The organism is Staphylococcus rostri (assembly GCF_002902145.1).
GTDB lineage: Bacteria > Bacillota > Bacilli > Staphylococcales > Staphylococcaceae > Staphylococcus > Staphylococcus rostri.
The window spans coordinates 1-26,494 of the sequence record NZ_PPRF01000054.1 but is presented as its reverse complement, the minus strand read 5'-3'; the positions used below and the strand labels follow the sequence as shown (position 1 = coordinate 26,494).

The window sequence follows — 26,494 nt, the reverse complement described above, 5'->3', positions numbered from 1 at the left end:
TAAAAAAACGTAGAATTTAAAAACTTAGGGGATGGTGGTTACATGAAAACATTTAAAGCCGTTCGTTTTCAAATTGTATCCGAGAACAGCAGTGTGACTGAGTATGAATTGTTAGATGGTGTCATCATTAATAAGGAAGATCGTGGCACAGGTTGGTTGCTCGAGATTGTCATTTCTGATATTCATAAAGAAGAAATGGTCGCTTACATGGAAGACAATGCGCTATTAAATATTCGCGTTGTCATTACACGCCCTTCCAACGATCCAGCGTTATTCGATGCGACGATTAAACATATTACACAACTCAAAGATAAAATCTCTGTTATTTTTGAATGTCATATTTATACGTTGCGCCAAGTCTATGCAGAGAGCTTGTTAGAACAACTTGTTGAAGAAGGTTTAGAAGGCCAAGAATTAACAACGACTTTCAACCGCATGATGCAATCAAAACCACGCTTAAAAGACGAACGCCAGTAAGTGTATGTACACTTCTGGCGTTTTTCTATAACTTGCTTTATTCAGGTGATTGTAGTGCAAAAGTTAATTCACAGCTACATGCAAGTTGACCATCAACAGTCGCTTTCGCTGTTCCCTTGCCGATTGGTCCTTTAATTTTTGTAATTTCCACTTCTAATGTCAATGTGTCTCCTGGCACAACTTGTCTTTTGAATCGACATTTATCGATACCTGCGAAGAGTGCCAATTTCCCTTTATGCTCTTCACTATTTAACATCGCAACGGCACCTGTTTGTGCGAGTGCTTCTGTGATAAGTACCCCTGGCATTACCGCATAGTCTGGAAAATGACCTTGGAAGAAAGGTTCATTTCCTGATACTTGCTTAATACCTACACAACGTTTTCCCGGTTCGTATTCGACCACCTTGTCAATTAACAAAAATGGTTGACGATGTGGGATGATTTTTTTAATTTCATTATAATCAAAAATGGTTTCCATTAAACTTTACCTCCTAAAGATGCCATCGTGTCTATTTATATACGACTACTTACGCATTAACACGCTCAATATCTGCACCGAGTGCTTTCAACTTACCGTGGAAGTCTACATAACCACGATCAAGGTGTTTTAATTCTGTTACAGTTGTTTCGCCTTCAGCAACAAGGCCAGCTAAAATCAACGCAGCTGCCGCACGTAAGTCTGTCGCTTTTACTTGCGCACCTTGTAATTGACTCTTACCTTGAATCTTAGCGTTACGACCTTCAACTGAAATATTGGCGTTCATACGTTTGAATTCTGCCACGTGCATAAAGCGATTTTCAAATACTGTTTCTGTGACAATCTTATGCCCTTCAGCTGTTAACAACAGTGCCATCATTTGCGACTGCATATCTGTTGGGAATCCAGGGTGTGGTAATGTTTTCACGTCTACTGCTTTTAATTGTTCAGGTGCTGTCACACGAATACCGTCTTCAAGATATTCAAGTTCTACACCCATTTCTTCAAGTTTGTACACAAGGCTTGTCATGTGTTCTTTAATTGCACCTTTTACGAATACATCGCCTCGAGTAATCGCTGCTGCAATCATGAGTGTTCCTGCGACAATGCGGTCAGGAATAATCGCATGTGATACTCCATGTAACGTCTCAACACCATTGATCACGATTGTATCAGTTCCAGCCCCTTTGACATCGCCACCCATTTCATTGATATAGTTCGCTAAGTCTACAATCTCAGGCTCACGCGCAACATTCTCCATAACTGTGCGCCCTTTTGCTAATGCTGCCGCCATAATAATATTTTGTGTTGCACCTACACTTGGGAAATCCAAATGAATGTCGCAACCAACAAGTCCGTTTGGTGCTGTCGCATGGATAAATCCTGCTTCTTGATGAATTTCCGCACCTAATGCTTCAAAGCCTTTCAAATGTTGCTCGATTGGACGTGAACCAATTGCACAGCCGCCTGGTAAAGCAACTTTTGCAACACCTAAACGTGCCAATAATGGTCCCATTACAAGGATACTCGCGCGCATTTTACTCACATATTCATATGGTGCTTCTTCACTAAGTTGTTCCGTTGCATCAACTGTTACAACTTGTGCTGCGGGATCATATGCTACATCTGCATTTAGCACACTTAATACGTTATTAATTGTCTCTACATCGCTTAATGGGGGAACATTACGCAATGCACTTTTCCCTTCGCTTGCTAATAATGATGCTGTAATAATTGGTAAAACGGCATTTTTTGCACCTTCTACCGTTACAGTTCCTTTTAATGTTTTGCCGCCTCGTACTATAATTTTATCCATCTTCAAAAATCCTCCACTATCTCTCTACACACTTTCGTTGATATTAAAATTGAAATTTGACTGTCTTAATCTTATACAGCAAATGCATTGCTAAAATAAATATTTAATTTGTGTTGAAAATTGCAGTAAGTCTATAACAAAATTACTGACACCGGTCCCAATGACAATTGCAAAAAATATGAGTGCAACTTGTACTTGAACGGGATACCCTTTTTTAAAAAATTGCTCTAACCTAAGTGCATTCAATGCCCAATAGGCAACACAAATGCAGAGCACATGCATTATAATATGTGCAATCGCAAACTGACCTAAATATTCCATGTTGTTGCTCCTCTACACACAAATCTACATTAATTTTACATGATTTTATCGCTAAATCATACTATTAGTGCTTATATATTACACAATACTTTTCAATATTTTAGAGAATGTTAAAAGAAGGTTTAGCGCATCACACGCTAAACCTTCTTTTATTGGAAATATTATTTGAATTTGGCTACTTCAATACGGTTCTCTGCACGTTTTAAAGCACGTTCAGCACGTTTCTTGTCCGTATCTTCTTTGTCGCCTTCAAGATAAAATGTTGCACGCTGTTTCGCCGACTTCGCACGCTCTAAATCAATGTCCTCTGCTGATTCAGCTGATTGGACTAAAATATTGATTTTTTCACGTCGAATTTCCGCAAATCCTTCAGTTACAGCTATATAGTCGGATTTACCGTCTTTTGTCACTTTGATATGACCGATTTTTAATGGCGCAACCGTCGGAATGTGACCATGCATCACACCCATTTCGCCTGCTGTTGTTTGTAAGACAACGATTTCCGCATTGTCTTCTTTATAAACAGAACCATTAGGAGTGACGATATCTAAGGTTAATGTATTCATTATCCAAGCCTCCTAATTTGAATTATACTTCAACACCCATATCTTTTGCTTTGGCAAGTACATCATCAATGCCACCTACTAAACGGAAAGCATCTTCAGGGATATGGTCATATTTACCTTCCAAGATTGCTTTGAAGTCTTGAACTGTTTGTTTAACTGGTACATATGAACCTGGTTGACCTGTAAATTGTTCTGCTACGTGGAAGTTTTGTGATAAGAAGAATTGAATGCGACGTGCACGTTCAACTGTTTTCTTATCTTCATCAGACAATTCATCCATACCAAGAATCGCGATGATATCTTGTAATTCACGGTATTTTTGAAGTGTTGATTGTACTTGACGCGCAACTTCATAGTGCTCTTGACCTACGATTGTTGGTTCTAAAGCACGTGATGTAGAAGCCAATGGGTCTACCGCTGGATAGATACCCATCTCACTCAATTTACGCTCTAAGTTTGTTGTTGCATCTAAGTGCGCGAAAGCTGTTGCTGGCGCTGGGTCAGTATAGTCATCGGCAGGTACGAATACCGCTTGGATAGACGTTACAGAACCTTTGTTTGTAGATGTGATACGTTCTTGTAATTGACCCATCTCAGTTGCAAGTGTTGGTTGGTAACCAACGGCAGAAGGCATACGGCCTAATAACGCTGATACCTCTGAACCTGCTTGTGTAAAACGGAAGATGTTGTCAATGAATAGTAACACGTCTTGACCTTGCTCATCACGGAAGTATTCAGCCATTGTTAAGCCTGATAATGCTACACGCATACGTGCACCAGGTGGCTCGTTCATTTGACCGAATACCATCGCTGTTTTCGCGATAACGCCACTGTCTTTCATTTCATAGTAAAGGTCGTTACCTTCACGTGTACGCTCACCTACACCGGCGAATACCGAAATACCACCGTGTTCTTGCGCGATGTTGTTGATCAATTCTTGAATTAATACTGTTTTACCTACACCGGCACCACCGAATAATCCGATTTTACCACCTTTAATGTAAGGGGCTAATAAGTCAACAACTTTAATACCTGTTTCTAAAATTTCTACTTCTGTAGAGAGTTCGTCAAATGTTGGTGCTTGACGATGAATTGGATCACGACGTACTGACGCATCAATTTCACCATCTAAGTCAATGTGTTCACCTAATACGTTAAATACACGACCTAATGTCGCATCACCTACTGGTACGCTAATTGGTGCTCCTGTGTCTTTGACTTCTGCACCACGTTGTACACCGTCAGTAGAGTCCATTGCAATTGTACGCACAACGTCATCACCTAAGTGTAGCGCCACTTCTAAAGTTAAACTCTCAGATTCGCCATCTCTAGGTACTTCAATCACAAGTGCGTTATTAATGTTTGGCATTTCATCATGCTCAAAACGCACGTCGATGACTGGACCCATGACCTGAGTTACACGGCCTAATCCCATGTTTGTTCCTCCTTGTAATCAAATTATTCCAATGCTGCTGAACCACCAACAATTTCAGTAATTTGTTGCGTGATGGCTGCTTGACGCGCACGGTTGAATTCTAACGATAAATCATCAATCATTTCAGTTGCATTATCAGAGGCATTCTTCATTGCATTCATACGTGATGCATGTTCACTTGCCTTGGCATCTAAAATCGTGCCGTAGATTAAGCTTTCAATATATTGTGGTAGTAACACTTCTAATATTGATTCCTTATCCGGTTCAAATTCGTATGATGCCATGTTGCCATGACCCTCACTTGAACTTTCAGAAGATAATGGTAACAACTGTTTGCTTGTTGGTTTGTTTTCAATAACGCTAATATAATGGCTATAATATACATGCAATTCATCAATTTGCTCGCCGACGTATAAATCAACAGCACGTTTCGCAATTGCCTGTACCGCTTTAAACGATGGTTGATCTGGAATGTCTGTTAACGCATTTGCCACTTGATAACCACGGTTTTTAAGGAATGATACACCAATTTGTCCAAGAACGATGATGCTGTATTCTTCCGGGCTTTGATGGCGTGCTTCGATATCACGAATCATCTTTTTTAAGACGTTCGCACTATATGCGCCTGCTAAACCACGATCACTCGTGATGACCATATAACCTACGCGCTTTGTAGGACGTTTGACAAGCATTGGGTGTGTTGATGACGTATTGGTACCTGCAATTGCTGTAATTGCGTCTTGCATTTTTTCCATATAAGGTCTAAATGTCTTAGCATTACGCTCCGCTTTACGCAATTTTGAGTTAGATACCATGTTCATAGCACTCGTGATTTGTTTCATCTTTTTGGTTGATTTTATACGAGAATCTATTTCTTTTAAAGAAGCCACTATCTCACCACCTTCATCAATTAAATATCAATTATTGCTCTGTTCTTTTGAAACCTTTTTTGAATTCGTTAATAGCAGCTTCAAATTTATCATCTGCTGGTAAGCCGCCTGTTTCACGGATTTCAGTGAAAATGTCGTTTGCATTCACTTTTGTCCATTCGATGATTTCATCTTCAAAGCGTGTAATGTCTTCAACTGGAATATCATCAAGATAACCACGTGTTAAAGCATAGATAATTAATACTTGATGTTCAACTGGTAGTGGTTTGTTTTGATCTTGTTTCAATACTTCAACTGTACGTTTACCACGTTCAAGTTTACGTGATGTCGCTTCGTCTAAGTCTGAACCGAACTGTGCGAATGACTCAAGCTCACGGTATGACGCTAAGTCAAGACGCAACGTACCTGCTACTTTTTTCATGGCTTTAATCTGTGCAGAACCACCTACTCGTGATACTGATAAACCTGCGTTGATGGCAGGACGGATACCAGAGAAGAATAAGTCAGACTGCAAGAAGATTTGTCCATCTGTAATTGAGATTACGTTAGTCGGTACGTATGCAGAGATGTCACCTGCTTGTGTCTCAACGAATGGTAAAGCAGTGATTGAACCGCCACCTAGTTCATCATTAAGTTTTGCAGCACGCTCTAATAAACGGCTGTGTAAGTAGAAGACATCACCTGGGTATGCTTCACGACCTGGTGGACGACGTAATAATAATGATAATTCACGGTAAGCTGCTGCTTGTTTTGTTAAATCATCATATACGATTAATACGTGTTTACCGTTAAACATAAATTCTTCAGCGATTGATACACCTGCATATGGTGCGATGTATAACATTGGCGCTGGTTGTGCAGCTGATGCTGATACAACGATTGTGTAATCTAATGCACCTGCTTGACGTAACTTTTCAACTGATGCACGTACAGTTGATTCTTTTTGACCGATTGCAACATAAACACAGATCATATCTTGATCTTTTTGGTTTAAGATTGTATCGATTGCAACTGTTGTTTTACCAGTTTGACGGTCACCGATGATTAACTCACGTTGACCACGACCGATAGGTACAAGTGCGTCAATGGCTTTGATACCTGTTTGTAAAGGTTCATCTACAGATTTACGCGCCATAACGCCTGTTGCTTTTTTCTCGATAGGGCGTGTCTTTGTTGTGTTCAATGGGCCTTGTCCATCGATTGGTTGACCTAATGGGTTCACAACACGACCAATAAGTTCTTCACCAACAGGTACTTCCATGATACGACCTGTTCGTTTCACTTCGTCGCCTTCTTTAATCTCGTCGAAAGGTCCTAAAATTACGACCCCAACGTTTGTCTCTTCTAAGTTTTGAGCCAATCCAAGAACGCCGTTGTGGAATTCTAATAATTCCCCAGCCATAACGTCGTTTAATCCGTGAACTAATGCAATACCGTCACCAATTTGAATAACTGTACCTACATCTGTTACTGACATCTCAGACTCATAGTTTTCAATTTGTGAGCGAAGTAATGCACTAATCTCTTCAGCTTTTATGGCCATCTATGTCACTCCTCTTTTATACATAATTAATAAACTCTGCTAAATTGTTTAACAAGTTGATTTAAATCATTTTGAACGCTGCCGTCATAGACTTTCGTTCCAATTTTCACACGAACACCACCGATTAATTCTGGGTTCACTGACGTGTGTAGATTTAAATCTTTAAGACCCGTACGATCAAGTAACGCGTGTTTCACTTGTTCTAATTCTTCGTCAGAAAGTGATGCTGCTGATTCAACGTAGGCATCAGCCAGTCCATGAAAAGCATAATAACTTTCTTCAAATGCACGATAAATCTCTGGTAACAAGCGGAAGTTACGTTGTGTCGCAATGACTTTTAACGTATTCAACAAGTATGGATGTACACCTTGGAATACTTGTGCAACCATTTCACGGCGTTCATTCGCTGTGATTTTTGGTTCGTAATCCATTGTTGCCAAAAGACCTTGTTGGTTTTGAACGGCAGTATGAATCTCTGTCAATTCATCATAGACTTGCGTTAACACTTCTGCTTTCAAAGCAACATCGAAAAGTGCTTGGGCATACTTTTGAGCTACATTAGCCATTACTTATCCCCTACCTCTTTAATGTACTTTTCTACGAGTGCTTTCTGATCTTGTTCAGAAATTTCTTTGCGTAAAACTTTTGATGCAATTAATACTGAAAGCTCAGAAACTTGGTTATTGATTTCAGCTAATGCACGTTCTTTTTCGCTATTGATTTCACTTTGCGCCGTTTCAATCATGCCATTCGCACGTTTGTTAGCTTCGTGGATGATTTCTTCTTGTTGGCGACGTGCTTGTAACTTCGCGTCTTCAATAATTTTATGAACTTCATCTTGTGTTTCTTTCAAGATTTTTTGATTTTCTTCTTCAAGACGTTGCGCATTTAATTTTGCATTTTCTGCGTCATCAATATCTTGATTGATAGAACGCTCACGGTCGTCCATCACTTTCTTTAATGGTCCCCATGCATATATTCTTAGTAGCACTAACAAAATCGTAAATGTAGCTAACGTTGCGATAATGTCGCCGATGTTAACGCCACTTCCTGCTGCAAAGGTAAATAAGTTGGCAGTCACTATGCTGTACACTCCTTTCAATCATTTCATTCATTACATAAAACGAATGGCGAAGGTCTATGCTTGTTAGACTTCGCCGCAGACAATAGCACTTGTTAGACACAAGGCATTATCTCGATATCGTCATGACTCGGGTTACATTTGCTCGTGATTATTGGAATAATACGATGAATGTGATAACTACGCCGATGATTGGAAGTGCCTCAACTAAACCGATACCGATAAACATGATAGACATTAATTGTGTACGTGCTTCTGGTTGACGTGCAACACCTTCTACTGTTCTAGATACGATAAGACCGTTACCAATACCTGCACCTAATGCTGATAAACCGATTGCGATTGCTGCTGCGATTAAATTCATTATATATTTCCTCCTAAATGTTAAAAGTTAGATTATTATTTATTTAATGGTTGTCAGCCACTTTGTGTGACATGTATACCATTGATAACATGATAAAGATATACGCTTGGATTGTACCGATAAAGATTGAGAACCCTTGCCAAATAATCAGACCTGGGATACCGATAATCCAACCAATTGCTGTAGTGGTTACACCTGCCAAGAGACCTAATAAAATCTCACCGGCATAAATGTTACCGTAAAGACGTAAACCAAGTGTTAATGTTGATGCAAATTCTTCAAAGATGTTGATAGGTAACAATGCCGCATATGGTGTTGCGTAACCTTTCGCGTAGGCTTTTGCACCACGCATTTTCACACCGTAGTAATGTGTTAGTAATACCATCATTGTTGCAAGTGTTAATGTGACATGTGGGTCAGCTGTTGGTGATTTCCACCACAGATTGTGATCAATCACTAGTGACATTGGTAACCCGAGCATGTTGGCAACAAAGATAAATAGAATCAATGTTACGGCTAAGAAGTGGAACTGACCACCCGTCTTCCATGCCATGTTACTTTCAATAACCCCCCGCACAAAGTCGAATACCCATTCAATGAAGTTTTGCGCACCTTTTGGTCGTTTTTGAAGATTGCGCGTACATGCGATGGCAATGATAAAAACAATGACCGCAGTAATCAAGAGCATCATGATTGTAGATAAGTTAAAGTTAATATCTACACCTAGAAAGTGCCAAGTTACAATAGGACTTTCATGTTTCATTTTTGGATTTCACCTCTTTTCAGTTTTAAAATAGCCCCTATCCCCTTTTAATTAAGGGACGAAAAACAATCAATACGTATGAAATCATTAGCCCAATGAGTACACCGATGATATGTATTTGTGATTGGTGTAATACCCACACAATACAAGTGACTAATGCGACTAAATATCGCCAACCATTCCCGGTCGATATCGGCCCTGTTGTTTGACGTTGCGAACGCCAGAGATAATACTCAAATATTGCTGTATTCACTATTGAAGCGAGTGTCCCGATGAGTAATCCTGTCACAACAGTATGATGATAAAACGTGTTAAACACTGCGAGTACCGCTATTATCACCATATAAATATTTAAGAATGGCTGTGATTTATTATAGAAACGTTTCATTTTTGAGCCCCTTTTCTGCCTCAAGACACAAATGAGAAAGCCGTTCCACACATACAACTTTCATAATAATATAGGGGCAAAAGTGTGTCAATTGTGCAATGAAAAGGGCTTTCATTCAAACACATTTTTGTCACAAAATTGCCACATATTACCATTAATTACTTTTCCACTTTAAATGGTGAGGGCTTTTCTTCTATTAAATTAAAGTAATACTTAATGTGCGCACAAATACGCTGTGACGCATTGCCATCACCGTACGGGTTTTGTGCACGTTGCATCTGTTCATACAGTGCTGAATCTGTGAGCAGTTGCATCATATGATGATAAACAGACGCTTCTTCCGTGCCTACTACCTTTAAGGTGCCCGCGTCCACACCTTCTGGCCTCTCCGTTGTGTCTCGCAACACAAGTACTGGTTTGCCGAGTGAAGGTGCTTCTTCTTGAACACCACCAGAATCCGTCATAATCAAATAGGCATGTTGCGCAAAATTATGAAAATCAACAACCCCTAATGGCTCGATTAGCTCAATACGTGGATGCTTGTCTAGATGACGATACGCGATGTCACGTACTTTTGGGTTTTTGTGCATTGGGTACACAACAACAACATCTTCCACTTCATCGACAACACGTCTTGCCGCTTTAAAAATATGATCCATGGGTGCACCAATATTTTCTCGGCGGTGGGCAGTTAACAGAATAATCCGTTTATCTTGATGTTTCATTAAGATTGCTGACGCATAGTCTGCATCTATTGTCGTGCGCATAGCATCAATGGCTGTATTACCTGTTACGACAACTGCATGGTCAGGCTTATTCTCATTCAACAGATTTTGTCTTGCTTGTACTGTTGGTGCAAAATGCAAGTCAGCCATATTACTCGTCATTTGTCGATTGAGTTCTTCTGGAAACGGCGCATATTTGTTATACGTACGCAAACCCGCTTCCACATGACCGATAGGCACTTCATTGTAGAAAGCAGCCAAACTACCAGCAAATGTCGTTGTCGTATCACCATGCACTAAAATCATGTCAGGTGCTTCGTCTTGAATCACACGTTCTAAGCCAACTAGCACGCGAGACGTCACTTCAGATAATGTTTGTCCTTGCTTCATAATGTTCAAATCATAATCCGGTTCAATACCGAATGTTTCCAAAACGGTATCGAGCATTTCTCGGTGCTGTGCAGTTACAACGACAATCGGCTGTAACTGCGGATCTTTTTTCAGCTGTAAGACAAGTGGTGCCATCTTAATTGCCTCTGGTCTTGTCCCAAAAATGGTCATAATTTTTTTCATTTGCGATATGCTCCTTGCAGATCCTATTTCGTACCGAATAAGCGGTCTCCGGCGTCACCTAGTCCTGGAATAATATATGCGTGGTCGTCAAGTCTTTCGTCTAATGCAGCGATATAAATATCTACATCTTCATGTGCTGCCTGTAACTTTTCAACACCCTCAGGCGCTGCGATCAAACACATAAAACGAATATTTTTAGCGCCACGTTTTTTCAATGAAGTAATCGCTTCAATCGCTGATGCACCTGTTGCTAACATAGGGTCAACAACGACGATTTCACGCTCTTCAATATCTTGTGGTAACTTCACAAAGTATTCCACCGCTTCTAATGTTTCTGGATCACGATATAGCCCAACATGCCCGATACGTGCTGCAGGTACAAGGTTTAAAATACCTGTTGTCATCCCTAAGCCTGCACGTAAGATTGGGATAAACGCTAATTTCTTACCTGATAAACGCTTTACCGTCGCTTTCGTCACAGGTGTTTCAATTTCTACATCTTCTAACTCTAAGTTACGTGTCACTTCATAGGCCATTAACATACCTACTTCATCGACAAGCTCACGAAACGCCTTTGTTCCTGTATTAACGTCTCGAATATAACTTAATTTGTGTTGAATTAAAGGGTGATCAAGTACATGTACATTTCCCATTGTAAAAAGCCTCCAGTTTGTTATTTATTGTATAAAGGGAATTGCTCGGTTAATTTTTTAACGCGTTGTTTCGCATTATCTAACACTTTTTGGTCTTCATGATTTTTAAGCACGTCGCTCATAATGTTTGCGACTTCTTCAAATGCTTTTTCATCAAAACCACGTGTTGTTGCTGCTGGTGTTCCAAGACGAATACCACTTGTAACGAATGGTTTTTCTTCATCAAATGGAATGGTATTTTTATTGCATGTGATACCTACTTCGTCAAGCACGTGTTCAGCAACTTTACCAGTAATACCAGCAGAGCCTTTAACGTCTACTGCTACTAAATGGTTGTCTGTGCCACCTGAAACGACACGGAAACCGTTATCTTTAAGTGTTTGCGCAAGTTTTTGTGCATTTTTAACCACTTGTTTTTGGTAAGTCTTGAACTCAGGTTGTAATGCTTCGCCAAATGCAACGGCTTTAGCAGCAATGACATGCTCTAACGGACCGCCTTGGATACCAGGGAAAATCGTTTTATCGATGTCTTTTTGGTATTCGGCTTTACATAAAATCATACCGCCACGTGGGCCTCGTAATGTTTTATGCGTTGTTGTCGTTACAAAGTCTGCGTACTCAACTGGGTTTTGATGTAAACCTGCCGCAACTAATCCTGCGATATGCGCCATGTCGACCATTAATTTTGCATCGACTTCATCCGCAATCTCTTTAAACTTCTTAAAGTCAATTTCACGAGAATACGCTGAAGCCCCTGCAACGATTAATTTTGGTTTGTGTTGTTTTGCTAACTTAAGTACTTCATCATAGTCAATGCGCTCATCTTCTTTTGATACGCCATACTCAACAAAGTTATACGTTTTACCACTAAAGTTAACAGGTGAGCCGTGTGTTAAATGTCCCCCGTGACTCAAGTTCATACCTAACACAGTATCCCCGTGCTCTAATGCAACAAGGTATACTGCCATATTCGCTTGAGATCCTGAATGTGGTTGAACATTGACGTGTTCAGCGCCAAACAACTTCTTCGCACGTTCAATCGCAAGTGTTTCCGTCTCATCAACAAAGATACACCCACCATAGTAACGACGTCCTGGATACCCTTCCGCATACTTGTTCGTCATGACTGAGCCTTGTGCTTCCATAACCGCTTCAGATACAAAGTTTTCAGATGCGATCAATTCAATATTATTGTTTTGACGATTAAATTCTTTTTGAATCGCATCAAACACAGCCTTATCTTGCTTTGCAATAAATGACATAGACCAATCCCTCTTTTCTAATCAAGTTGATATTTGGCACGTTCGCCACCAATCTTTTTCGGACGGCTTGTTGCAACTGTTACAATGGCGTCACCGATTTGTTTAATGCTACAACGCACCGGAACTGCTACGTGCTTCATATGCATACCAATGAGTGTTTGACCAATATCAATGCCTTTGTCAGCACGGATAAATTCAACCACGACTGGATCTTTCATATGGCGATACGCATACGTTGCCAGCGACCCACCGGCGTGTGTATCAGGCACAACAGAGACAATCTCCATCGTATTCGGATTGAACGCCTCACGCTCAATCGTAAGTGCGCGATTGATGTGTTCACAACCTTGAAATGCAAATGATACGCCCGTTTCTGCTTGAACCTCTGCCAGTGCATCATACAGTGCCTTTGCAACATCTAATGAACCCGCTGTTCCAATTCGATCCCCTTGTACTTCAGAAGTAGAACAACCAATGACGCAAAGTTCACCATCAACGAAAAAAGATTTCGACTTGAGTTCTTGTAATAACTGTTTGAAGTCCTCCATCATCATGACCTCCTTTAAGATATGTATGACTTAAAACATACAGACAATTAATAGAACCCTATACATGCTGTATGTTTATTATTATAACGCATTTTTTCTATGGCTCATACTAATTCTGTGCCAAGTTTTCGTTGTAATTGTTGCACTAAACGCGTCAACTGTTTAAACGTCGCTTCATAAACTTCATACGATCCACCATAAGGGTCTGACACTTCCAAGGATTCGCCCACATAATCACTTAACGTGGATACTGGTGTCTCTGCCCCATACAGCATACGAATATGTTGCGCATGCCCAGATGTCATCGTCAAAATTAAATCCGCCTGTGCGTCTTCATTTGTAAAAGGTGTCGCACCCGCAGATACCGGATGTTGATGCGTCTCTAACAACTGCTGCGTGTGTGATGCAACGGGTGCACCCGCTTGTGCCATAATGCCACGTGATACAATGTCATGTTGTGGTAAATATGTTTTCGCAATTCCTTCTGCCATCGGACTGCGACATGTATTGCCTGTACATACAAAGACAATCTTCATTACCATTCCCCCTCCACATATTGATAGTTCGCTGCTTTGACCATACGATTGTGTAACGCTTCAGCTTCATCATTGTTTGGATAGCCATAAATATATGCACGTGTAATATGCGTTAATTCATCCAACTGGTGTAAGGCCGCATATAAATTATGACTTGCTGCTTGAATGTCATTTTCCGACTCACTTAACACGATGATATGCGCCTCTTTTGGCACGAGCGATACAAAAGACTCAGGTAAAATAAATGCCGTCTGTGACCAATCTTGCTGTCCTGCTTCATCAATTGGACGATTCAATACGTTAAAAATCTTCAATGGCGTCTCCGGTGCATAGTGTTTATACTTCATACCAGGCGCAATCGGTTTGTCACTGTTATCGAACTGCGCTTCATCAATGCCATTCGGTAAAATATCATTTAACATACTGCGCGTAATCGTTCCCGGTCTGGCAATGCGAAATGGAAATGACGTGCAATCCAGTACCGTGCTTTCCAATCCCGCTTCACTTTGTGTCGATTGAATGATACCGTCAATTCGACCATTCAAATCGTGGTACACATGTTCAAATGTTGTTGGCGACGGTCTGCCACTCAAGTTTGCACTTGGCGCAGCAATCGGTAACGCTACTTCTTTTAATAATGCACGTGCAACTGGGTGACTCGGCATTCTGACAGCGACTGAGTTCAATCCACCTGTCACACTTTCACAAAGATACCCCTCTTTAAGCAGTAGAATAAACGTAATCGGTCCTGGCCAAAATGCTTCCATTAACTTTTCCGTTGTTTCTGAAACGTTTGTTACAAAGTCATCCAATTGATCTGTGTCGTAAATATGCACAATAAGCGGATTATCAGATGGACGGCCTTTCGCTTGATAAATCCCTTGCACTGCTTGTTCATTCGTCGCATCTGCACCCAGCCCATAGACCGTTTCAGTTGGTAAGGCAATTAACCCACCTTGTCGATAGGTCTCTATAATCTCTGATAAATTCGGGTAATCTTTTAGGTTTGACGTATAGTCACGTACATCCCATACAGTTGTTTTTACCAAGTGTAACACCTCTCCTCACTCTTTATTTTACTGCAAAACAAAAGGTTATGCACAGACGAATCATCTGCAACATAACCTATTAATCTTGTGGTACTGCTTCCCACGTCATATAAAAAATACGTGGGTTACCGTTCATATCTTCCAGCACTTGTGGTTGTATATGTGGATAGTAATGTTTTGCCATTTCAAGTAACGTCTGTCCTTGTTGATAGCCAATTTCAAATACAACTGGCGCGCCAGGTTTCATCACTTTAGGGAGTTCTTTAAGCAACTGATCATAAATCGCATAACCAGCCGCATCAGCAAACAAAGCAAGATGTGGTTCGTGTGCAACAACATCTGCACCCATCACAGCAATCTCTTCCTTACCGATATACGGAGGGTTGCTAATAAGACCGTCTAAGCGTACACCACGTTCGATCAATGGTGCTAAAACGTCACCTTGTACCATATTCACTGACACAGTGTGCTGTTCTGCATTATGACGTGCAACTGCCAACGCATCCGGTGAAATATCTGACGCCCATACGTCTAAGTCAGGTCGTTCTTGTTTCACTGTTAATGCGATAATGCCCGAGCCTGTACCTATATCTGCAACGACACCTGATTGTGGACACAGTTCTAAAAAATGTGCGACGACTTCTTCCGTCTCTGGTCGCGGAATCAATACACGCGCATCAACATAGTAATCACGTCCGTAAAACGTCGCTTGTTGCGTAATATATTGCACAGGTTCCCCTGCTAAAAAGCGTGTAAGTCCTGCTTCCAAACGTTGTGCATGTGCATCCGTCATCGCTTGGTCGCCATCACACAACAATGTCACACGTGTCCAACATAATAAATCAAGCAGCAGCCATTCAACAGCTGCTGCTTCCAGTCCTAACTCCGTTGCACGTGCTTTCGCTTGCGCTAACCATTGCTTATAACTCGCCACTGTTAAGCTCTTTCAACTTCTCAGTTTGTTCATGCATCGTTAACGCATCGATGACCTCATCCAACTTACCTTCCATGATTTGGTCTAATTTTTGTAAAGTTAAACCAATACGGTGGTCCGTCACACGACTTTGTGGGTAGTTATACGTACGAATACGTTCAGAACGGTCTCCAGTACCAACTGCTGATTTACGTTGAGCTGCATATTTTTGTTGTTCTTCTTGTAACTTCATATCGTATAAACGCGCTTTTAAGACTTTCATCGCTTTTTCGCGGTTTTGAATTTGAGATTTCTCAGATGATGTCGCAATCACACCCGTTGGTAAGTGGGTAATACGTACAGCAGAGTCTGTTGTATTGACGTGCTGACCACCCGCACCACTTGAACGATACGTATCAATTTGTAAGTCTTCTTTACGGATCTCAATTTCAACATCTTCTACTTCTGGTAATACCGCAACCGTCGCTGTTGACGTATGAATACGACCACCAGATTCTGTTTCTGGTACACGTTGCACACGGTGCGCACCATTTTCAAATTTCAATTTACTGTATGCATCTTGCCCAGACACTGAAAAACTGATTTCTTTATAGCCACCGTGATCACTTTCTGTCGCTTCTACAATCTCAGTTTTTAAACTATGAGACTCCGCAAATTTTGAATACATACGGAATAAATCGCCCGCAAAAATCGCTGCTTCATCGCCACCCGCTGCTGCACGAATTTCAACGATAACGTCTTTTTCATCGTTAGGGTCTTTTGGAATGAGTAAAATTTTAAGTTGTTCTTCTAATTCCGGAATACGTCCTTTTAACTCATTCGCATCTTGTTTTAACATGTCAATTTCATCTTGATCGTCAGTTTCAGCCATCATTAATTCAATTTCTTCACTGTCTTCTTTCACTTGCTTATATTGACGATATACATCTACCGTTTTTTGAAGATCTGATTGTTCTTTAGAGTACTGACGTAACTTATTGGAATCACTAACGACTTCGGGGTCGCTTAACAATTCGTTTAACTGTTCGTACCTTTCTTCTACAATATCTAATTGATCAAACATTATTGATTTTCCTCCTCTTGCTTGTCACTTGGCATGACGATATGGTGTGCTCGACATCTCGGTTCATAGCTTTCATTCGCACCCACTAAAATAATCGGGTCATCTACCTTTGCCGGTTTCCCGTTAATCAAGCGTTGCGTGCGGCTTGATGAAGCACCACATACTGCACATACGGCTTGCAACTTCGTAATATGTTCGCTCACCGCTAACATTTCTGGAACGGGATCAAAAGGTTCGCCTTTGAAATCCATATCCAGCCCTGCTGTAATCACACGATAACCTTGTTCTGCAAGTGACGTTGCGATATCTACAATTTCACGGTCAAAAAATTGAATTTCGTCAATGCCGACGATATCCACACCTTTTAAGTCATACTGTGCTATCTCTTCGGCACGTGCAATATTAATTGCCTCTATTGCATTACCATTGTGCGATACTATCTTTTCTTTATGATAACGATCGTCGATGACTGGTTTAAAGACGACCACTTTCTGTTTTGCATATACGCCTCGGCGCAAACGGCGAATCAGTTCTTCTGATTTACCACTAAACATACTGCCAGTAATACATTCTATCCATCCTGAGTGATACGCTTCATACATGACTTCTATCCACCTTTTTCAAAACAAATCACTTTATTATATCATAACTTTTTACGTATTATAATTTAACTTTTGTTAACTTCAAAATATCGTGTAAGATGTCTAAGCAAAAACAAACATCATCACTGCCGATAAAAAAGCTGAATGGCTAATCGTGTTAATCCCCCACAAAAGATATAGAACCATATAAAAAAAGCATCCTCAAGTAATATGAGAATGCTTGAACGTTCATTAGTTGTTTGATTTGAGACCAAATTTTTTGTTGAAACGTTCCACACGACCGTCTGCCGCAGCAAACTTTTGACGTCCTGTGTAGAATGGATGTGAATCAGAAGAAATATCTAAACGAATTACTGGGTATTCGTTACCGTCTTCCCATTCCATTGTTTCACTTGTCGTTTTAGTTGATCCACTTAAAAACTTAAAGTTTGTAGTTGTATCTAAAAAGATAACTTTACGATATTCTGGATGAATTCCTTGTTTCATTCTTTTCAGCTCCTTTGCCCTGAACCATCTGGAACAGAGTTATTTGTGAGTTTTTACCCAATACTTAGTTATTATAAAGGGTGTGTAGTCAAAAAGCAACCCTATACACGAATTTCGTTAAATAATTGGGCGCCCTGTTTTTGTACTTTCAATGGCACTCTTTTGTAATTCTTCAAAAAATTCTTCGTTCGACTTCGTACGTTTCAACTTACGCATAAAACGTTCTGTAAAGTCAGGTGCATTCGAGAACATGTTACGCAATTGCCATAAGCTTTCAAGTTCATTTTTCGGAATTAATAACTCCTCTTTACGCGTAGAGCTACGCACAATATCAATTGCTGGGAATATTCTACGTTCTGATAAACGACGATCTAAGTGTAATTCCATATTACCTGTCCCCTTAAACTCTTCATAGATCATATCATCCATACGTGAACCAGTATCCACAAGTGCTGTCGCTAAAATTGTCAAACTGCCGCCCGCTTCAATATTACGTGCTGCACCAAAGAATCTTTTAGGACCATGCAATGACGCAGGGTCTAAACCACCCGATAACGTTCTACCACTTGGCGGTACAACAAGGTTATATGCACGTGCAAGTCGTGTAATCGAGTCCATCAAAATAATAACGTCTTCACCAATTTCAACTAGACGTTTCGCACGTTCTAATAGCAACTCTGCAACTTTAACATGATGTTTCGGATGCTCATCAAACGTCGAATGTACAACTTCCGCTTCGTCAACAGAACGTTCCAAGTCCGTTACCTCTTCTGGACGTTCACCAACAAGCAAAATAAATAACTTAGCATTTGGTTTATTCGTAACAATCGCATTCGCAATCTCTTTTAACAATGACGTCTTACCTGCTTTAGGCGGCGCAACAATTAAGCCACGTTGCCCAAGACCAATCGGCGTCACTAAATCCATAACACGCGTTGAATAATTATGAGGGGTTGTTTCCAACTTGATTCGTTCTTCTGGATAAAGGGGTGTTAAAGCTTGAAAGTGTGGTCGTTTCTTTACTTCCTCTGCATTATGATCGTTCACAAAGTCTACTTGTAACAAACCATAATATTTTTCGTTTTCTTTAGGTTTACGTACTTTCCCAGTCACCTTATCTCCAAGCTTAATTTCAAAACGTCGAATTTGACTCGCAGAAATATAAATATCTTTTTCTCCCTTAGAGAAGTTGACGGTTCTTAAAAAACCGTATCCATCTGGTTGGATATCATCCAAGATACCCTCCATATAATAGTTGCCATCTTTTTCCATTTGAGCTTCCATAATCGCTAAAACAAGTTCTTTTTTGTTCAACTTGCTATAGTTGACTAACTTCAATGCCTTGGCCTTTTCTGTCAGGGCTTTCGTCGTATTGTTCTTGTATAACTCATGGAATGATTCATACTGTGGTGAAGTTCTCTCCCTAGTATCCCTTGTAGACATGTAACACACTCATTTCATTTTTTAATTTTAATTCAACTATGTAAAATAACATACAATAGCCTAGGAAATATGGCAAACAAAATTTTGGAAATCTTTGACATAAATCTCTCATATATGACATTTTGTAATTATTTTCTTACGTCTATTATACGAGATTTTGACACACTTATATATACGATTTTTAATATATAACAAAGGTAGGACAACAATACAAAATGACTTAATATTATTGCCCTACCTATCAATTATTTCAATGATATTAAAATTTTATTTCTTAGCGATAGTAACCCGCAATTGCTTTAACTTCTAAAAACTCTTCAATGCCGTAGTCGCCCCATTCACGACCGATACCAGATTGTTTATAACCACCAAATGGTAAATCTGGTGTACGTGGTGCTTCGTTAATGACAACTAAGCCTGCTTCGATTTCATGCGCCAGACGTCTCAAAGCCGCTTCATCTTTACCAAAGATATAACCTGCTAAACCGTATTTTGTATCATTTGCGATTTGAATTGCTTCATCAATATCTTTATAAGTAATCACTGACATGACTGGTCCAAAAATTTCTTCTTGTGCAATTGTCATTTGATTATCGACATCTGCAAAAATAGTTGGTTTCACGAAATAACCTTTTGTTAAGCCGTCCGGTTTACCTAAGCCGCCGTGTACGAGTTTTGCACCTTCATCGATACCTTTTTGAATATATGACTGTACTTGATTATATTGTTTTTCACTTACGATTGGTCCCACTTCTGTTTCAGCAGATTGTGGATCGCCTACTTTTACTTTCGCCATCGCTTTGCTTGCTTTTTCTAAAAATGTATCTTTCAAGCTTTCCGGTACAAGTGTACGCGTACCCGCCGAACATGCTTGACCCGTGTTGTTTACGACAGCATTCACTGCCACCTCTACTGCTTCATCTAAATCTGCATCATCTAAAATAATGAATGGTGATTTACCACCTAATTCAAGCGATACTTTTTTGAAGTCTTTGCTCGCTTGTTCCATAATTTTTGAACCTGTTGGACCTGAACCTGTGAACGACAGCATACGTACATCTGGGTGTTGACTTAACGGCGTTCCTACACCTTCACCATCACCATTTACAAGGTTAAACACACCTTTAGGTACGCCAGCTTCTTCAAAGATTTCTGCCAGAATCACTGCCGCAAATGGTGTCATTTCTGACGGCTTTAATACAACAGGCGCACCTGCCGCGAATGCCGCCGCAATCTTCAATGATGTTTGGTTTGTTGGGAAGTTCCAAGGTGTGACTAAACCAGCGACACCAATCGCTTCTTTCACGATGATGTTGTCACCGCGACGTTCTTCAAACTCAAACGTCTCCAACGCATCATATGCTGCTTGGAAATGCATAAGCCCTCGCTCATATTGAACTTTATCAGACTTCGTTACTGGTGAACCTAACTCTAACGTCATCACGTCAATCAAATCTTGTTTACGTGCTTTATAGCCGTCAACGATACGTCCTAACATCGCACGACGCTCTTCAACAGGTGTATGACGGAATGTTAGGTATACATCTTTAGCAGCTTGAACTGCTTTATCTACATCCGCTTGGTTCCCTTTTGCGACCTTACCAAATACTTCTTCAGTTGCTGGATTGATGACGTCTATCGTCTCGCCACTGTCACTTTCAACCCATGCACCATTAATATATTGTTTTGTTTTATTAATCATAAATGGTCACCCCTCTTTATATCATATATTTATTATAACCTTTTTACTTTATGATGAAACTTCACGTGCTCATATCTCAAAATCTGTTTACATACTTGCAGCCTAAAAAAGAGACAACGAAACCTTACTTAGATTCCATTGCCTCTATTTATAAAATGGGACAGTTTATTTAGTTCAACTTGACCTTATCTCGTTACTTCGCTTCTTGTTTAAGCTCCATATGTGTATGCGCCCAATCTTCTAGAGGTACAAGTGCTTTCGCTAAGGCACTTCCTTTTTCTGTCAGATGATAGCACACAGACGGTGGTGTTTCTGAGACGACCTCTTTGATCAATAACTGTGCGTCTGCTAATTCAGAGAGCTTTAACGATAATGCACGATTCGTAATTGGCTTAAGGTCACGCTTAATATCTGAAAAATGGGCATGCTCTCCCGGACATTTTGCCAAATAATGCAAGATCAGTCCATTCCAACTGCGTCCTAAAATTTTAAATGTTTCTTCAATATATGGACAAACTTCCATGATTATCGCCTCTCTTAATAAACTGGCGTGGTTACACTAAAATCTATTATGCTTGCTGCTCTATCCAGATGTCAGCACCTAATTCTTTTAATGTTCCCACAATATTTGAATAGCCACGATAAATATGGCGGACGTTATAAATCGTCGTAACACCTTCAGCAATCAATCCAGCGATAATTAAACAAGCACCTGCACGCAAGTCACTTGCATACACGTCGGCACCGACTAATTGTGAAGGTTTGATTGTTGCTGTTCCTTGATCCGCAGTAATCGCCGCCTTCATATTTTGTAATTCTGGAACGTGTTTGAAACGCTCAGGATAGATCGTTTCCGTTACAAAACTCGGACCGTCTGCAAGGAATAATAACGGCGTAATAGGCTGTTGCAAGTCCGTCGCAAAACCTGGATACACAAGTGTTTTAATATCTACACTTTTATATGGTGCGGCCGCTTTCACGACCATATAATCATCGCCTGTTTCAATTTTAACACCAAGTTCTTTCAACTTAACAGTCAACGGCTCAACATGTTCTGGAATGATGTTATCGATTACCATTTCTTCACCGCTCGCTGCTGCAATACACATATATGTCCCTGCTTCAATGCGGTCAGGAATAATCGAATGTCTGCTACCTGATAAGCTTGATACACCTGTAATTTTAATTGAACTTGTACCCGCGCCAGAGATTTTAGCACCCATACTATTTAAAAAGTTCGCAACATCTACTACTTCAGGTTCTTTCGCCGCATTCTCAATAATTGTTTGGCCTTCAGCACGTGTTGCAGCTAGCATAATGTTAATCGTCGCCCCCACACTCACGATATCTAAATAAATATTCGCCCCTACTAGACGTTCCGCTTCCAACTTCATAGACGTCGGATTCGATTCATCAATTTTAGCACCTAATGCTTTGAAACCTTTAATATGCTGGTCAATTGGACGTGGCCCTAGTGGACAACCGCCCGGCAAGCCGATAACACATTTGTTAAAGCGTCCTAGCATCGCCCCCATCATGTAATATGACGCACGTAACGATTCAACCTTATTATTCGGCAACGGTGCATTTTTAATATCTGTCGTATCAATACTTAGCGTACGGTCTTTTAACGCCGCCTTAATATTCAAGTCCTCAAGTAAACTCACCAATGTCTCAACATCAGAAATTTCAGGTAAGCCGTCTAATGTTACAGGAGATTCAGCCATCAATGCAGCTGGTATAATAGCAACAGAGCTATTTTTGGCACCACTGATTTCAACCTTACCCTTTAATTTTTGGCCACCTCTTATTTTAATCACTTCTTGTGCCATGCTTCAGAACTCCTTTTCCATCTCTTATATAACCCTAGAATACCACATTTATGGGCATTATAATGTAAAAATTTTCAAATTGCAAAATGTATTATTTACCAACAAAAATATTGAATTCTCGAAAATATGTTTCTGTACGATGTCATATATTCCATACATCAATTATTGCATGAACTATTAGTTGCATTACGCATATTTTGTCCCTCTATATGATGACGCACTATGTATGTCTGCTGAATCAATAAAGGCTGGAAAACAATATCCAAAGATAATGTTTCCCAGCCTCACTATGTTTTAAACTTTAAATCGTTATATTATTTTAAGTTGTCTGCTTTGTTTGAAGTACCGAATTCACGGATTTTACCAACAACTGTTTCTTTGATTGCTTCACGAGCAGGTCCTAAGTATTTACGTGGATCGTAAACTTCAGTGTCTGCAGCTAATACTTCGCGAACGCGTTTAGCTGAAGCAATTTGGTTTTCAGTGTTTACGTTGATTTTAGCAGTACCTAAAGAGATTGATTTTTTGATATCGTGTGTTGGGATACCAGTACCACCGTGTAATACTAATGGTAAACCAGTTGATAAACCGATTTCTTCCATTTCTTTGAATCCTAAGTTTGGTTCACCTTTGTAAGGTCCGTGTACTGAACCTAATGCAGGTGCTAATGTGTCAATACCAGTTTCTTTTACTAAGTTTTGACATTCGATTGGATCTGCGTAGATTACGCCGTCAGCAACAACGTCATCTTCTTGACCGCCAACTGTACCTAATTCTGCTTCTACTGATACACCGCGCTCATGTGCGTATTCAACAACTTTTTTCGTAATCTTAACGTTCTCTTCGTATGGTTCGTGTGAAGCGTCGATCATAACTGATGTGAAACCAGCATCGATTGCTTCTTTACATTTTTCGAAGCTTGAACCGTGGTCTAAGTGGATTGCCACTGGTACTGTGATATTGTAGTCGTGCATTAAACCTTCTACCATTTTAACAACTGTGTAGAAACCACCCATGTATCGGCCAGCACCTTCAGAAACACCTAAAATTACTGGTGCATTTTCTTCTTGTGATGCTTGTAAAATAGCTTGCGTGAATTCTAAGTTGTTTAAGTTGTATTGACCTACTGCATAGCCATTTTCTTTGGCGTCGATTAACATTTCTTTCATTGAAACTAAAGGCATGTAAGTTCCTCCTTGAGTGCTTTTGCACTAATTTTTATACATACAGTATAGCAAAATATATAGGCGATTGCATAAGAATTCACCTTAAAAATAGGCGTTTTTGTGAAAAAAATCTCATTTCCAAAATGTAAGCGCGACCATTATTTGTCATTGCCAATCTTGTCCAATTTCTATAAAATTAACGCATGTATTTAATCATAAATTAACTTTTTAAGGAGATGACATTTCATGTCCAAAATGTTGACGACGCAATTGACAGGTGTCTTTAATCGCTTAGACGCACAGTCACTTGATATACAGATGGCAGCCCAAAGTTTGATTCAAGCTATTGGTGGCGAAGGACATATTTACGTGAGAGGATACGGTGATGTGAAGCCTTTCGAATCTTACGTTCTACATAGTGAAGAAAAGTTGGAATCAAGTCGTGCTTTAGACACACTTACCGACTTTGCTGAATTAGATTCCACAGACCGTGTCTTGTTATTTGGAGAGCATTATACGGAAGCAATGGCACACGACTTATCACAATTGATTGCGGATGGTCGAGATGTCGTCGTTATAACAAACAAACCGACATCAGTTGAAATTCCAGACCATCTCGTTCACTTTATCGATTTATCAACGCCACGCGCACTTGTCTTTACCGAAGATTACGATAAAGTTGTCGTGCCCCACTTGATAGCATTGAACTATGTCTACTATGAAATCTACACGCAAATGATCGAAATGATTCGTGATTTAGGCTTATAATCTAAAAAAGTAACGTATCGATGTTGTCGCACATGATACGTTACTTCTTTGTTATTTTATTACTACTTCTTAATGCACAACTTCTTGTCCACGTTTATTCCATGTAAAGATAAAGCTCACTGTTGCTAAGATACTTACGACTAGTAATAGGATGAAACCTGCATCCCAGCCCATCTTATCTACAACGATACCCATGATGATGTTCGCCATTACAGCGCCACCTAGGTAACCGAATAAACCAGTTAATCCAGCAGCTGTTCCGGCAGCTTTTTTCGGTACATAGTCTAAAGCTTGTAAACCAATTAACATAACTGGTCCATAAATTAAGAAACCGATTGTAACTAATGCAAGATTATCTACAAGTGGATGTCCTGCAGGGTTTAACCAATAAACGGCAACCGCAATCGTTACACCAATCATAAAGATAAAGCCTGCTGGTCCACGGCGTCCTTTAAATACTTTGTCAGATAACCAACCGCAAAGTAATGTTCCTGGGATACCTGCCCATTCATATAGGAAGTATGCCCAACTTGAACCTTCAACATCAAAGTGTTTCACATCGCTTAAATAAAGTGGTGCCCAGTCAAGTACACCGTAGCGTACAAAGTAAACGAAGATGTTCGCGATAGCAATCGCCCAAACCCATTTATTATTCAAGACATATTTGAATAAGATTTCTTTCGTTGTTAATTCTGTTTCAAATGTTGTTTTATCTTTCGTTGGATAGTCATCACGATACACTTCAATTGGTGGTAAACCGACTGATTGCGGTGTATCACGTACTAAGAAGTATGAAATAATTGCAACGATAATCGCTACAACTGCAGGGAAGATGAAGACCCCTTCATACCCTTTCATATGGTCGAAACCTAATACTGACATTAAGTAAACGCCGAATATCGCAAATGGTGCCATTAAACCGCCTCCAACGTTATGTGCAACGTTCCAAATGGCAGTCTTACTTCCACGCTCACTCACACTAAACCAGTGAACAAGCACACGACCTGAAGGCGGCCAGCCCATACCTTGGAACCAACCATTCAAGAACAGCATGATGAACATGATTGTAATTCCAGATGTAAATGCTGGAACAAATCCCATCAATAAGTTAACAATCGCTGTTAAAATTAAACCTAAAACTAAAAAGACACGTGCATTACTTCTGTCACTCACGGTTCCCATTACAAACTTACTAATACCATATGCAATAGAAATCGCTGATAACGCAAAACCTAAACCTGTTGTCGAAAAACCTTCATCTGCTAAGTAAGGCATCGCAATTGAAAAGTTTTTACGCAATAAATAATAACCTGCATAACCAATAAAAATCCCCATAAACACTTGAAAACGTAATTTTTTATACGTCTCATCGACATGTTGATCAGCTACCGGTTGTGCAGGTTTTGGTGGCTTCAAAAAGTTGAACATGTACAAAAACCCTCCGATCATAAGTATATTTTATAAATAATAATTCATATAGATTTTAATGATTGATAAAATATTTGTCAATGCCAATTGAGCTATTTTTGTA

The 26,494-nt window shown here is 39.9% G+C and carries 30 protein-coding genes; 2 read left to right on the top strand and 28 right to left on the bottom strand.

Annotated elements, in window-relative coordinates:
* Window positions 1-42 precede the first annotated feature (42 nt).
* The gene (locus tag CD122_RS08370; protein ID WP_103358535.1) at window positions 43-477 is read left to right on the top strand and encodes a YwpF family protein; all 435 of its coding nucleotides are present in this window, start codon (window positions 43-45) and stop codon (window positions 475-477) included.
* Window positions 478-514: 37 nt separating this feature from the next.
* On the opposite strand, the gene fabZ is transcribed toward CD122_RS08370, so the two are convergent.
* From fabZ to fdaB, 27 genes are all read right to left on the bottom strand, one after another.
* Window positions 515-955, bottom strand: a complete 441-nt coding sequence (gene fabZ, locus CD122_RS08365) for a 3-hydroxyacyl-ACP dehydratase FabZ (RefSeq protein ID WP_103358534.1) — start codon at window positions 953-955, stop codon at window positions 515-517.
* Window positions 956-1,004: 49 nt separating this feature from the next.
* On the bottom strand, window positions 1,005-2,270 hold the full coding sequence (gene murA, locus CD122_RS08360; protein WP_103358533.1) for a UDP-N-acetylglucosamine 1-carboxyvinyltransferase: 1,266 nt from the start codon (window positions 2,268-2,270) through the stop codon (window positions 1,005-1,007).
* A gap of 90 nt (window positions 2,271-2,360) precedes the next feature.
* Window positions 2,361-2,591 (bottom strand): DUF1146 family protein, encoded by a 231-nt coding sequence (locus tag CD122_RS08355; RefSeq protein ID WP_103358532.1) that lies wholly within the window; start codon window positions 2,589-2,591, stop codon window positions 2,361-2,363.
* A 161-nt stretch (window positions 2,592-2,752) separates the two neighbouring features.
* Window positions 2,753-3,157 carry a F0F1 ATP synthase subunit epsilon gene (locus tag CD122_RS08350; protein ID WP_103358531.1) on the bottom strand — a complete coding sequence of 135 codons (405 nt, stop codon included), beginning with the start codon at window positions 3,155-3,157 and terminating at the stop codon, window positions 2,753-2,755.
* 22 nt (window positions 3,158-3,179) lie between these two features.
* The gene (gene atpD / locus CD122_RS08345) at window positions 3,180-4,592 is read right to left on the bottom strand and encodes a F0F1 ATP synthase subunit beta (RefSeq protein ID WP_103358530.1); all 1,413 of its coding nucleotides are present in this window, start codon (window positions 4,590-4,592) and stop codon (window positions 3,180-3,182) included.
* Window positions 4,593-4,615: 23 nt separating this feature from the next.
* A complete protein-coding gene (gene atpG / locus CD122_RS08340; RefSeq protein WP_103358529.1) occupies window positions 4,616-5,482 on the bottom strand; it encodes an ATP synthase F1 subunit gamma in 867 nt (288 codons plus the stop codon).
* 31 nt (window positions 5,483-5,513) lie between these two features.
* Window positions 5,514-7,025, bottom strand: a complete 1,512-nt coding sequence (gene atpA / locus CD122_RS08335; protein ID WP_103358528.1) for a F0F1 ATP synthase subunit alpha — start codon at window positions 7,023-7,025, stop codon at window positions 5,514-5,516.
* A gap of 26 nt (window positions 7,026-7,051) precedes the next feature.
* A complete protein-coding gene (locus CD122_RS08330) occupies window positions 7,052-7,591 on the bottom strand; it encodes a F0F1 ATP synthase subunit delta (RefSeq protein ID WP_103358527.1) in 540 nt (179 codons plus the stop codon).
* Entirely contained in the window at window positions 7,591-8,106 is a 516-nt protein-coding gene (locus CD122_RS08325; protein WP_103358526.1) for a F0F1 ATP synthase subunit B, read from the bottom strand. Before CD122_RS08325 ends, CD122_RS08330 begins: the two co-directional genes overlap by 1 nt.
* A 151-nt stretch (window positions 8,107-8,257) precedes the next feature.
* Window positions 8,258-8,470, bottom strand: coding sequence for a F0F1 ATP synthase subunit C (gene atpE, locus CD122_RS08320; RefSeq protein ID WP_044359165.1), 213 nt, complete (start codon window positions 8,468-8,470; stop codon window positions 8,258-8,260).
* 43 nt (window positions 8,471-8,513) lie between these two features.
* Entirely contained in the window at window positions 8,514-9,233 is a 720-nt protein-coding gene (gene atpB / locus CD122_RS08315; RefSeq protein ID WP_103358525.1) for a F0F1 ATP synthase subunit A, read from the bottom strand.
* Between the two features lie 37 nt (window positions 9,234-9,270).
* Window positions 9,271-9,576 (bottom strand): ATP synthase subunit I, encoded by a 306-nt coding sequence (locus tag CD122_RS08310; protein WP_240624147.1) that lies wholly within the window; start codon window positions 9,574-9,576, stop codon window positions 9,271-9,273.
* 203 nt (window positions 9,577-9,779) lie between these two features.
* Window positions 9,780-10,919, bottom strand: coding sequence for a non-hydrolyzing UDP-N-acetylglucosamine 2-epimerase (gene wecB, locus CD122_RS08305; RefSeq protein WP_103358523.1), 1,140 nt, complete (start codon window positions 10,917-10,919; stop codon window positions 9,780-9,782).
* A 23-nt stretch (window positions 10,920-10,942) separates the two neighbouring features.
* The gene (gene upp, locus CD122_RS08300) at window positions 10,943-11,572 is read right to left on the bottom strand and encodes a uracil phosphoribosyltransferase (protein WP_103358522.1); all 630 of its coding nucleotides are present in this window, start codon (window positions 11,570-11,572) and stop codon (window positions 10,943-10,945) included.
* 20 nt (window positions 11,573-11,592) lie between these two features.
* Entirely contained in the window at window positions 11,593-12,834 is a 1,242-nt protein-coding gene (locus CD122_RS08295) for a serine hydroxymethyltransferase (RefSeq protein WP_103358521.1), read from the bottom strand.
* A 17-nt stretch (window positions 12,835-12,851) separates the two neighbouring features.
* Entirely contained in the window at window positions 12,852-13,382 is a 531-nt protein-coding gene (locus tag CD122_RS08290) for a TIGR01440 family protein (RefSeq protein ID WP_103358520.1), read from the bottom strand.
* A gap of 104 nt (window positions 13,383-13,486) precedes the next feature.
* Window positions 13,487-13,918 (bottom strand): low molecular weight protein arginine phosphatase, encoded by a 432-nt coding sequence (locus tag CD122_RS08285; RefSeq protein ID WP_103358519.1) that lies wholly within the window; start codon window positions 13,916-13,918, stop codon window positions 13,487-13,489.
* Window positions 13,918-14,967: an L-threonylcarbamoyladenylate synthase gene (locus CD122_RS08280; RefSeq protein WP_103358518.1), complete on the bottom strand. Its 1,050-nt coding sequence runs from the start codon at window positions 14,965-14,967 to the stop codon at window positions 13,918-13,920. The genes CD122_RS08285 and CD122_RS08280 overlap by 1 nt, the downstream gene beginning before the upstream one ends.
* 79 nt (window positions 14,968-15,046) lie before the next feature.
* A complete protein-coding gene (prmC, locus tag CD122_RS08275) occupies window positions 15,047-15,901 on the bottom strand; it encodes a peptide chain release factor N(5)-glutamine methyltransferase (protein WP_103358517.1) in 855 nt (284 codons plus the stop codon).
* The gene (prfA, locus tag CD122_RS08270; protein WP_103358516.1) at window positions 15,888-16,964 is read right to left on the bottom strand and encodes a peptide chain release factor 1; all 1,077 of its coding nucleotides are present in this window, start codon (window positions 16,962-16,964) and stop codon (window positions 15,888-15,890) included. Before prfA ends, prmC begins: the two co-directional genes overlap by 14 nt.
* The gene (locus CD122_RS08265; protein ID WP_103358515.1) at window positions 16,964-17,566 is read right to left on the bottom strand and encodes a thymidine kinase; all 603 of its coding nucleotides are present in this window, start codon (window positions 17,564-17,566) and stop codon (window positions 16,964-16,966) included. Before CD122_RS08265 ends, prfA begins: the two co-directional genes overlap by 1 nt.
* Window positions 17,567-17,797: 231 nt before the next feature.
* Window positions 17,798-18,052, bottom strand: a complete 255-nt coding sequence (locus tag CD122_RS08260; protein WP_044359146.1) for a type B 50S ribosomal protein L31 — start codon at window positions 18,050-18,052, stop codon at window positions 17,798-17,800.
* Window positions 18,053-18,169: 117 nt separating this feature from the next.
* Window positions 18,170-19,495 (bottom strand): transcription termination factor Rho, encoded by a 1,326-nt coding sequence (gene rho, locus CD122_RS08255; protein ID WP_103358514.1) that lies wholly within the window; start codon window positions 19,493-19,495, stop codon window positions 18,170-18,172.
* Window positions 19,496-19,769: 274 nt separating this feature from the next.
* Window positions 19,770-21,197 carry an aldehyde dehydrogenase family protein gene (locus tag CD122_RS08250; RefSeq protein WP_103358513.1) on the bottom strand — a complete coding sequence of 476 codons (1,428 nt, stop codon included), beginning with the start codon at window positions 21,195-21,197 and terminating at the stop codon, window positions 19,770-19,772.
* Between the two features lie 193 nt (window positions 21,198-21,390).
* On the bottom strand, window positions 21,391-21,720 hold the full coding sequence (locus CD122_RS08245) for a winged helix-turn-helix transcriptional regulator (RefSeq protein ID WP_103358512.1): 330 nt from the start codon (window positions 21,718-21,720) through the stop codon (window positions 21,391-21,393).
* Between the two features lie 46 nt (window positions 21,721-21,766).
* Complete coding sequence (locus tag CD122_RS08240) at window positions 21,767-23,029, bottom strand: UDP-N-acetylglucosamine 1-carboxyvinyltransferase (RefSeq protein WP_103358511.1); 1,263 nt, start codon at window positions 23,027-23,029, stop codon at window positions 21,767-21,769.
* Window positions 23,030-23,343: 314 nt separating this feature from the next.
* Window positions 23,344-24,213, bottom strand: coding sequence for a class IIb fructose-bisphosphate aldolase FdaB (fdaB, locus tag CD122_RS08235; protein WP_103358510.1), 870 nt, complete (start codon window positions 24,211-24,213; stop codon window positions 23,344-23,346).
* Window positions 24,214-24,441: 228 nt separating this feature from the next.
* Here fdaB and CD122_RS08230 point away from each other — a divergent pair, with 228 nt between their 5' ends.
* Complete coding sequence (locus CD122_RS08230; RefSeq protein WP_103358509.1) at window positions 24,442-24,963, top strand: DUF2529 family protein; 522 nt, start codon at window positions 24,442-24,444, stop codon at window positions 24,961-24,963.
* A gap of 69 nt (window positions 24,964-25,032) precedes the next feature.
* Here the strand turns inward: CD122_RS08230 and glpT are convergent, their stop codons facing one another.
* Complete coding sequence (gene glpT / locus CD122_RS08225; RefSeq protein ID WP_103358508.1) at window positions 25,033-26,391, bottom strand: glycerol-3-phosphate transporter; 1,359 nt, start codon at window positions 26,389-26,391, stop codon at window positions 25,033-25,035.
* Window positions 26,392-26,494: the final 103 nt, after the last annotated feature.

Coding starts and splice junctions, on each gene's coding strand:
- wecB (WP_103358523.1), bottom strand. CDS start 10,919: ATGAAAAAAATTATGACCATTTTTGGGACAAGACCAGAGGCAATTAAG.
- glpT (WP_103358508.1), bottom strand. CDS start 26,391: ATGTTCAACTTTTTGAAGCCACCAAAACCTGCACAACCGGTAGCTGAT.
- fdaB (WP_103358510.1), bottom strand. CDS start 24,213: ATGCCTTTAGTTTCAATGAAAGAAATGTTAATCGACGCCAAAGAAAAT.
- CD122_RS08260 (WP_044359146.1), bottom strand. CDS start 18,052: ATGAAACAAGGAATTCATCCAGAATATCGTAAAGTTATCTTTTTAGAT.
- murA (WP_103358533.1), bottom strand. CDS start 2,270: ATGGATAAAATTATAGTACGAGGCGGCAAAACATTAAAAGGAACTGTA.
- CD122_RS08265 (WP_103358515.1), bottom strand. CDS start 17,566: ATGTATGAAGCGTATCACTCAGGATGGATAGAATGTATTACTGGCAGT.
- atpE (WP_044359165.1), bottom strand. CDS start 8,470: ATGAATTTAATCGCAGCAGCAATCGCAATCGGTTTATCAGCATTAGGT.
- CD122_RS08285 (WP_103358519.1), bottom strand. CDS start 13,918: ATGAAGATTGTCTTTGTATGTACAGGCAATACATGTCGCAGTCCGATG.
- CD122_RS08370 (WP_103358535.1), top strand. CDS start 43: ATGAAAACATTTAAAGCCGTTCGTTTTCAAATTGTATCCGAGAACAGC.
- CD122_RS08310 (WP_240624147.1), bottom strand. CDS start 9,576: ATGGTGATAATAGCGGTACTCGCAGTGTTTAACACGTTTTATCATCAT.
- upp (WP_103358522.1), bottom strand. CDS start 11,572: ATGGGAAATGTACATGTACTTGATCACCCTTTAATTCAACACAAATTA.
- CD122_RS08350 (WP_103358531.1), bottom strand. CDS start 3,157: ATGAATACATTAACCTTAGATATCGTCACTCCTAATGGTTCTGTTTAT.
- CD122_RS08330 (WP_103358527.1), bottom strand. CDS start 7,591: ATGGCTAATGTAGCTCAAAAGTATGCCCAAGCACTTTTCGATGTTGCT.
- CD122_RS08250 (WP_103358513.1), bottom strand. CDS start 21,197: ATGATTAATAAAACAAAACAATATATTAATGGTGCATGGGTTGAAAGT.
- CD122_RS08355 (WP_103358532.1), bottom strand. CDS start 2,591: ATGGAATATTTAGGTCAGTTTGCGATTGCACATATTATAATGCATGTG.
- atpA (WP_103358528.1), bottom strand. CDS start 7,025: ATGGCCATAAAAGCTGAAGAGATTAGTGCATTACTTCGCTCACAAATT.
- CD122_RS08295 (WP_103358521.1), bottom strand. CDS start 12,834: ATGTCATTTATTGCAAAGCAAGATAAGGCTGTGTTTGATGCGATTCAA.
- CD122_RS08245 (WP_103358512.1), bottom strand. CDS start 21,720: ATGGAAGTTTGTCCATATATTGAAGAAACATTTAAAATTTTAGGACGC.
- CD122_RS08230 (WP_103358509.1), top strand. CDS start 24,442: ATGTCCAAAATGTTGACGACGCAATTGACAGGTGTCTTTAATCGCTTA.
- prfA (WP_103358516.1), bottom strand. CDS start 16,964: ATGTTTGATCAATTAGATATTGTAGAAGAAAGGTACGAACAGTTAAAC.
- CD122_RS08290 (WP_103358520.1), bottom strand. CDS start 13,382: ATGGAGGACTTCAAACAGTTATTACAAGAACTCAAGTCGAAATCTTTT.
- fabZ (WP_103358534.1), bottom strand. CDS start 955: ATGGAAACCATTTTTGATTATAATGAAATTAAAAAAATCATCCCACAT.
- atpB (WP_103358525.1), bottom strand. CDS start 9,233: ATGAAACATGAAAGTCCTATTGTAACTTGGCACTTTCTAGGTGTAGAT.
- rho (WP_103358514.1), bottom strand. CDS start 19,495: ATGTCTACAAGGGATACTAGGGAGAGAACTTCACCACAGTATGAATCA.
- atpD (WP_103358530.1), bottom strand. CDS start 4,592: ATGGGATTAGGCCGTGTAACTCAGGTCATGGGTCCAGTCATCGACGTG.
- CD122_RS08240 (WP_103358511.1), bottom strand. CDS start 23,029: ATGGCACAAGAAGTGATTAAAATAAGAGGTGGCCAAAAATTAAAGGGT.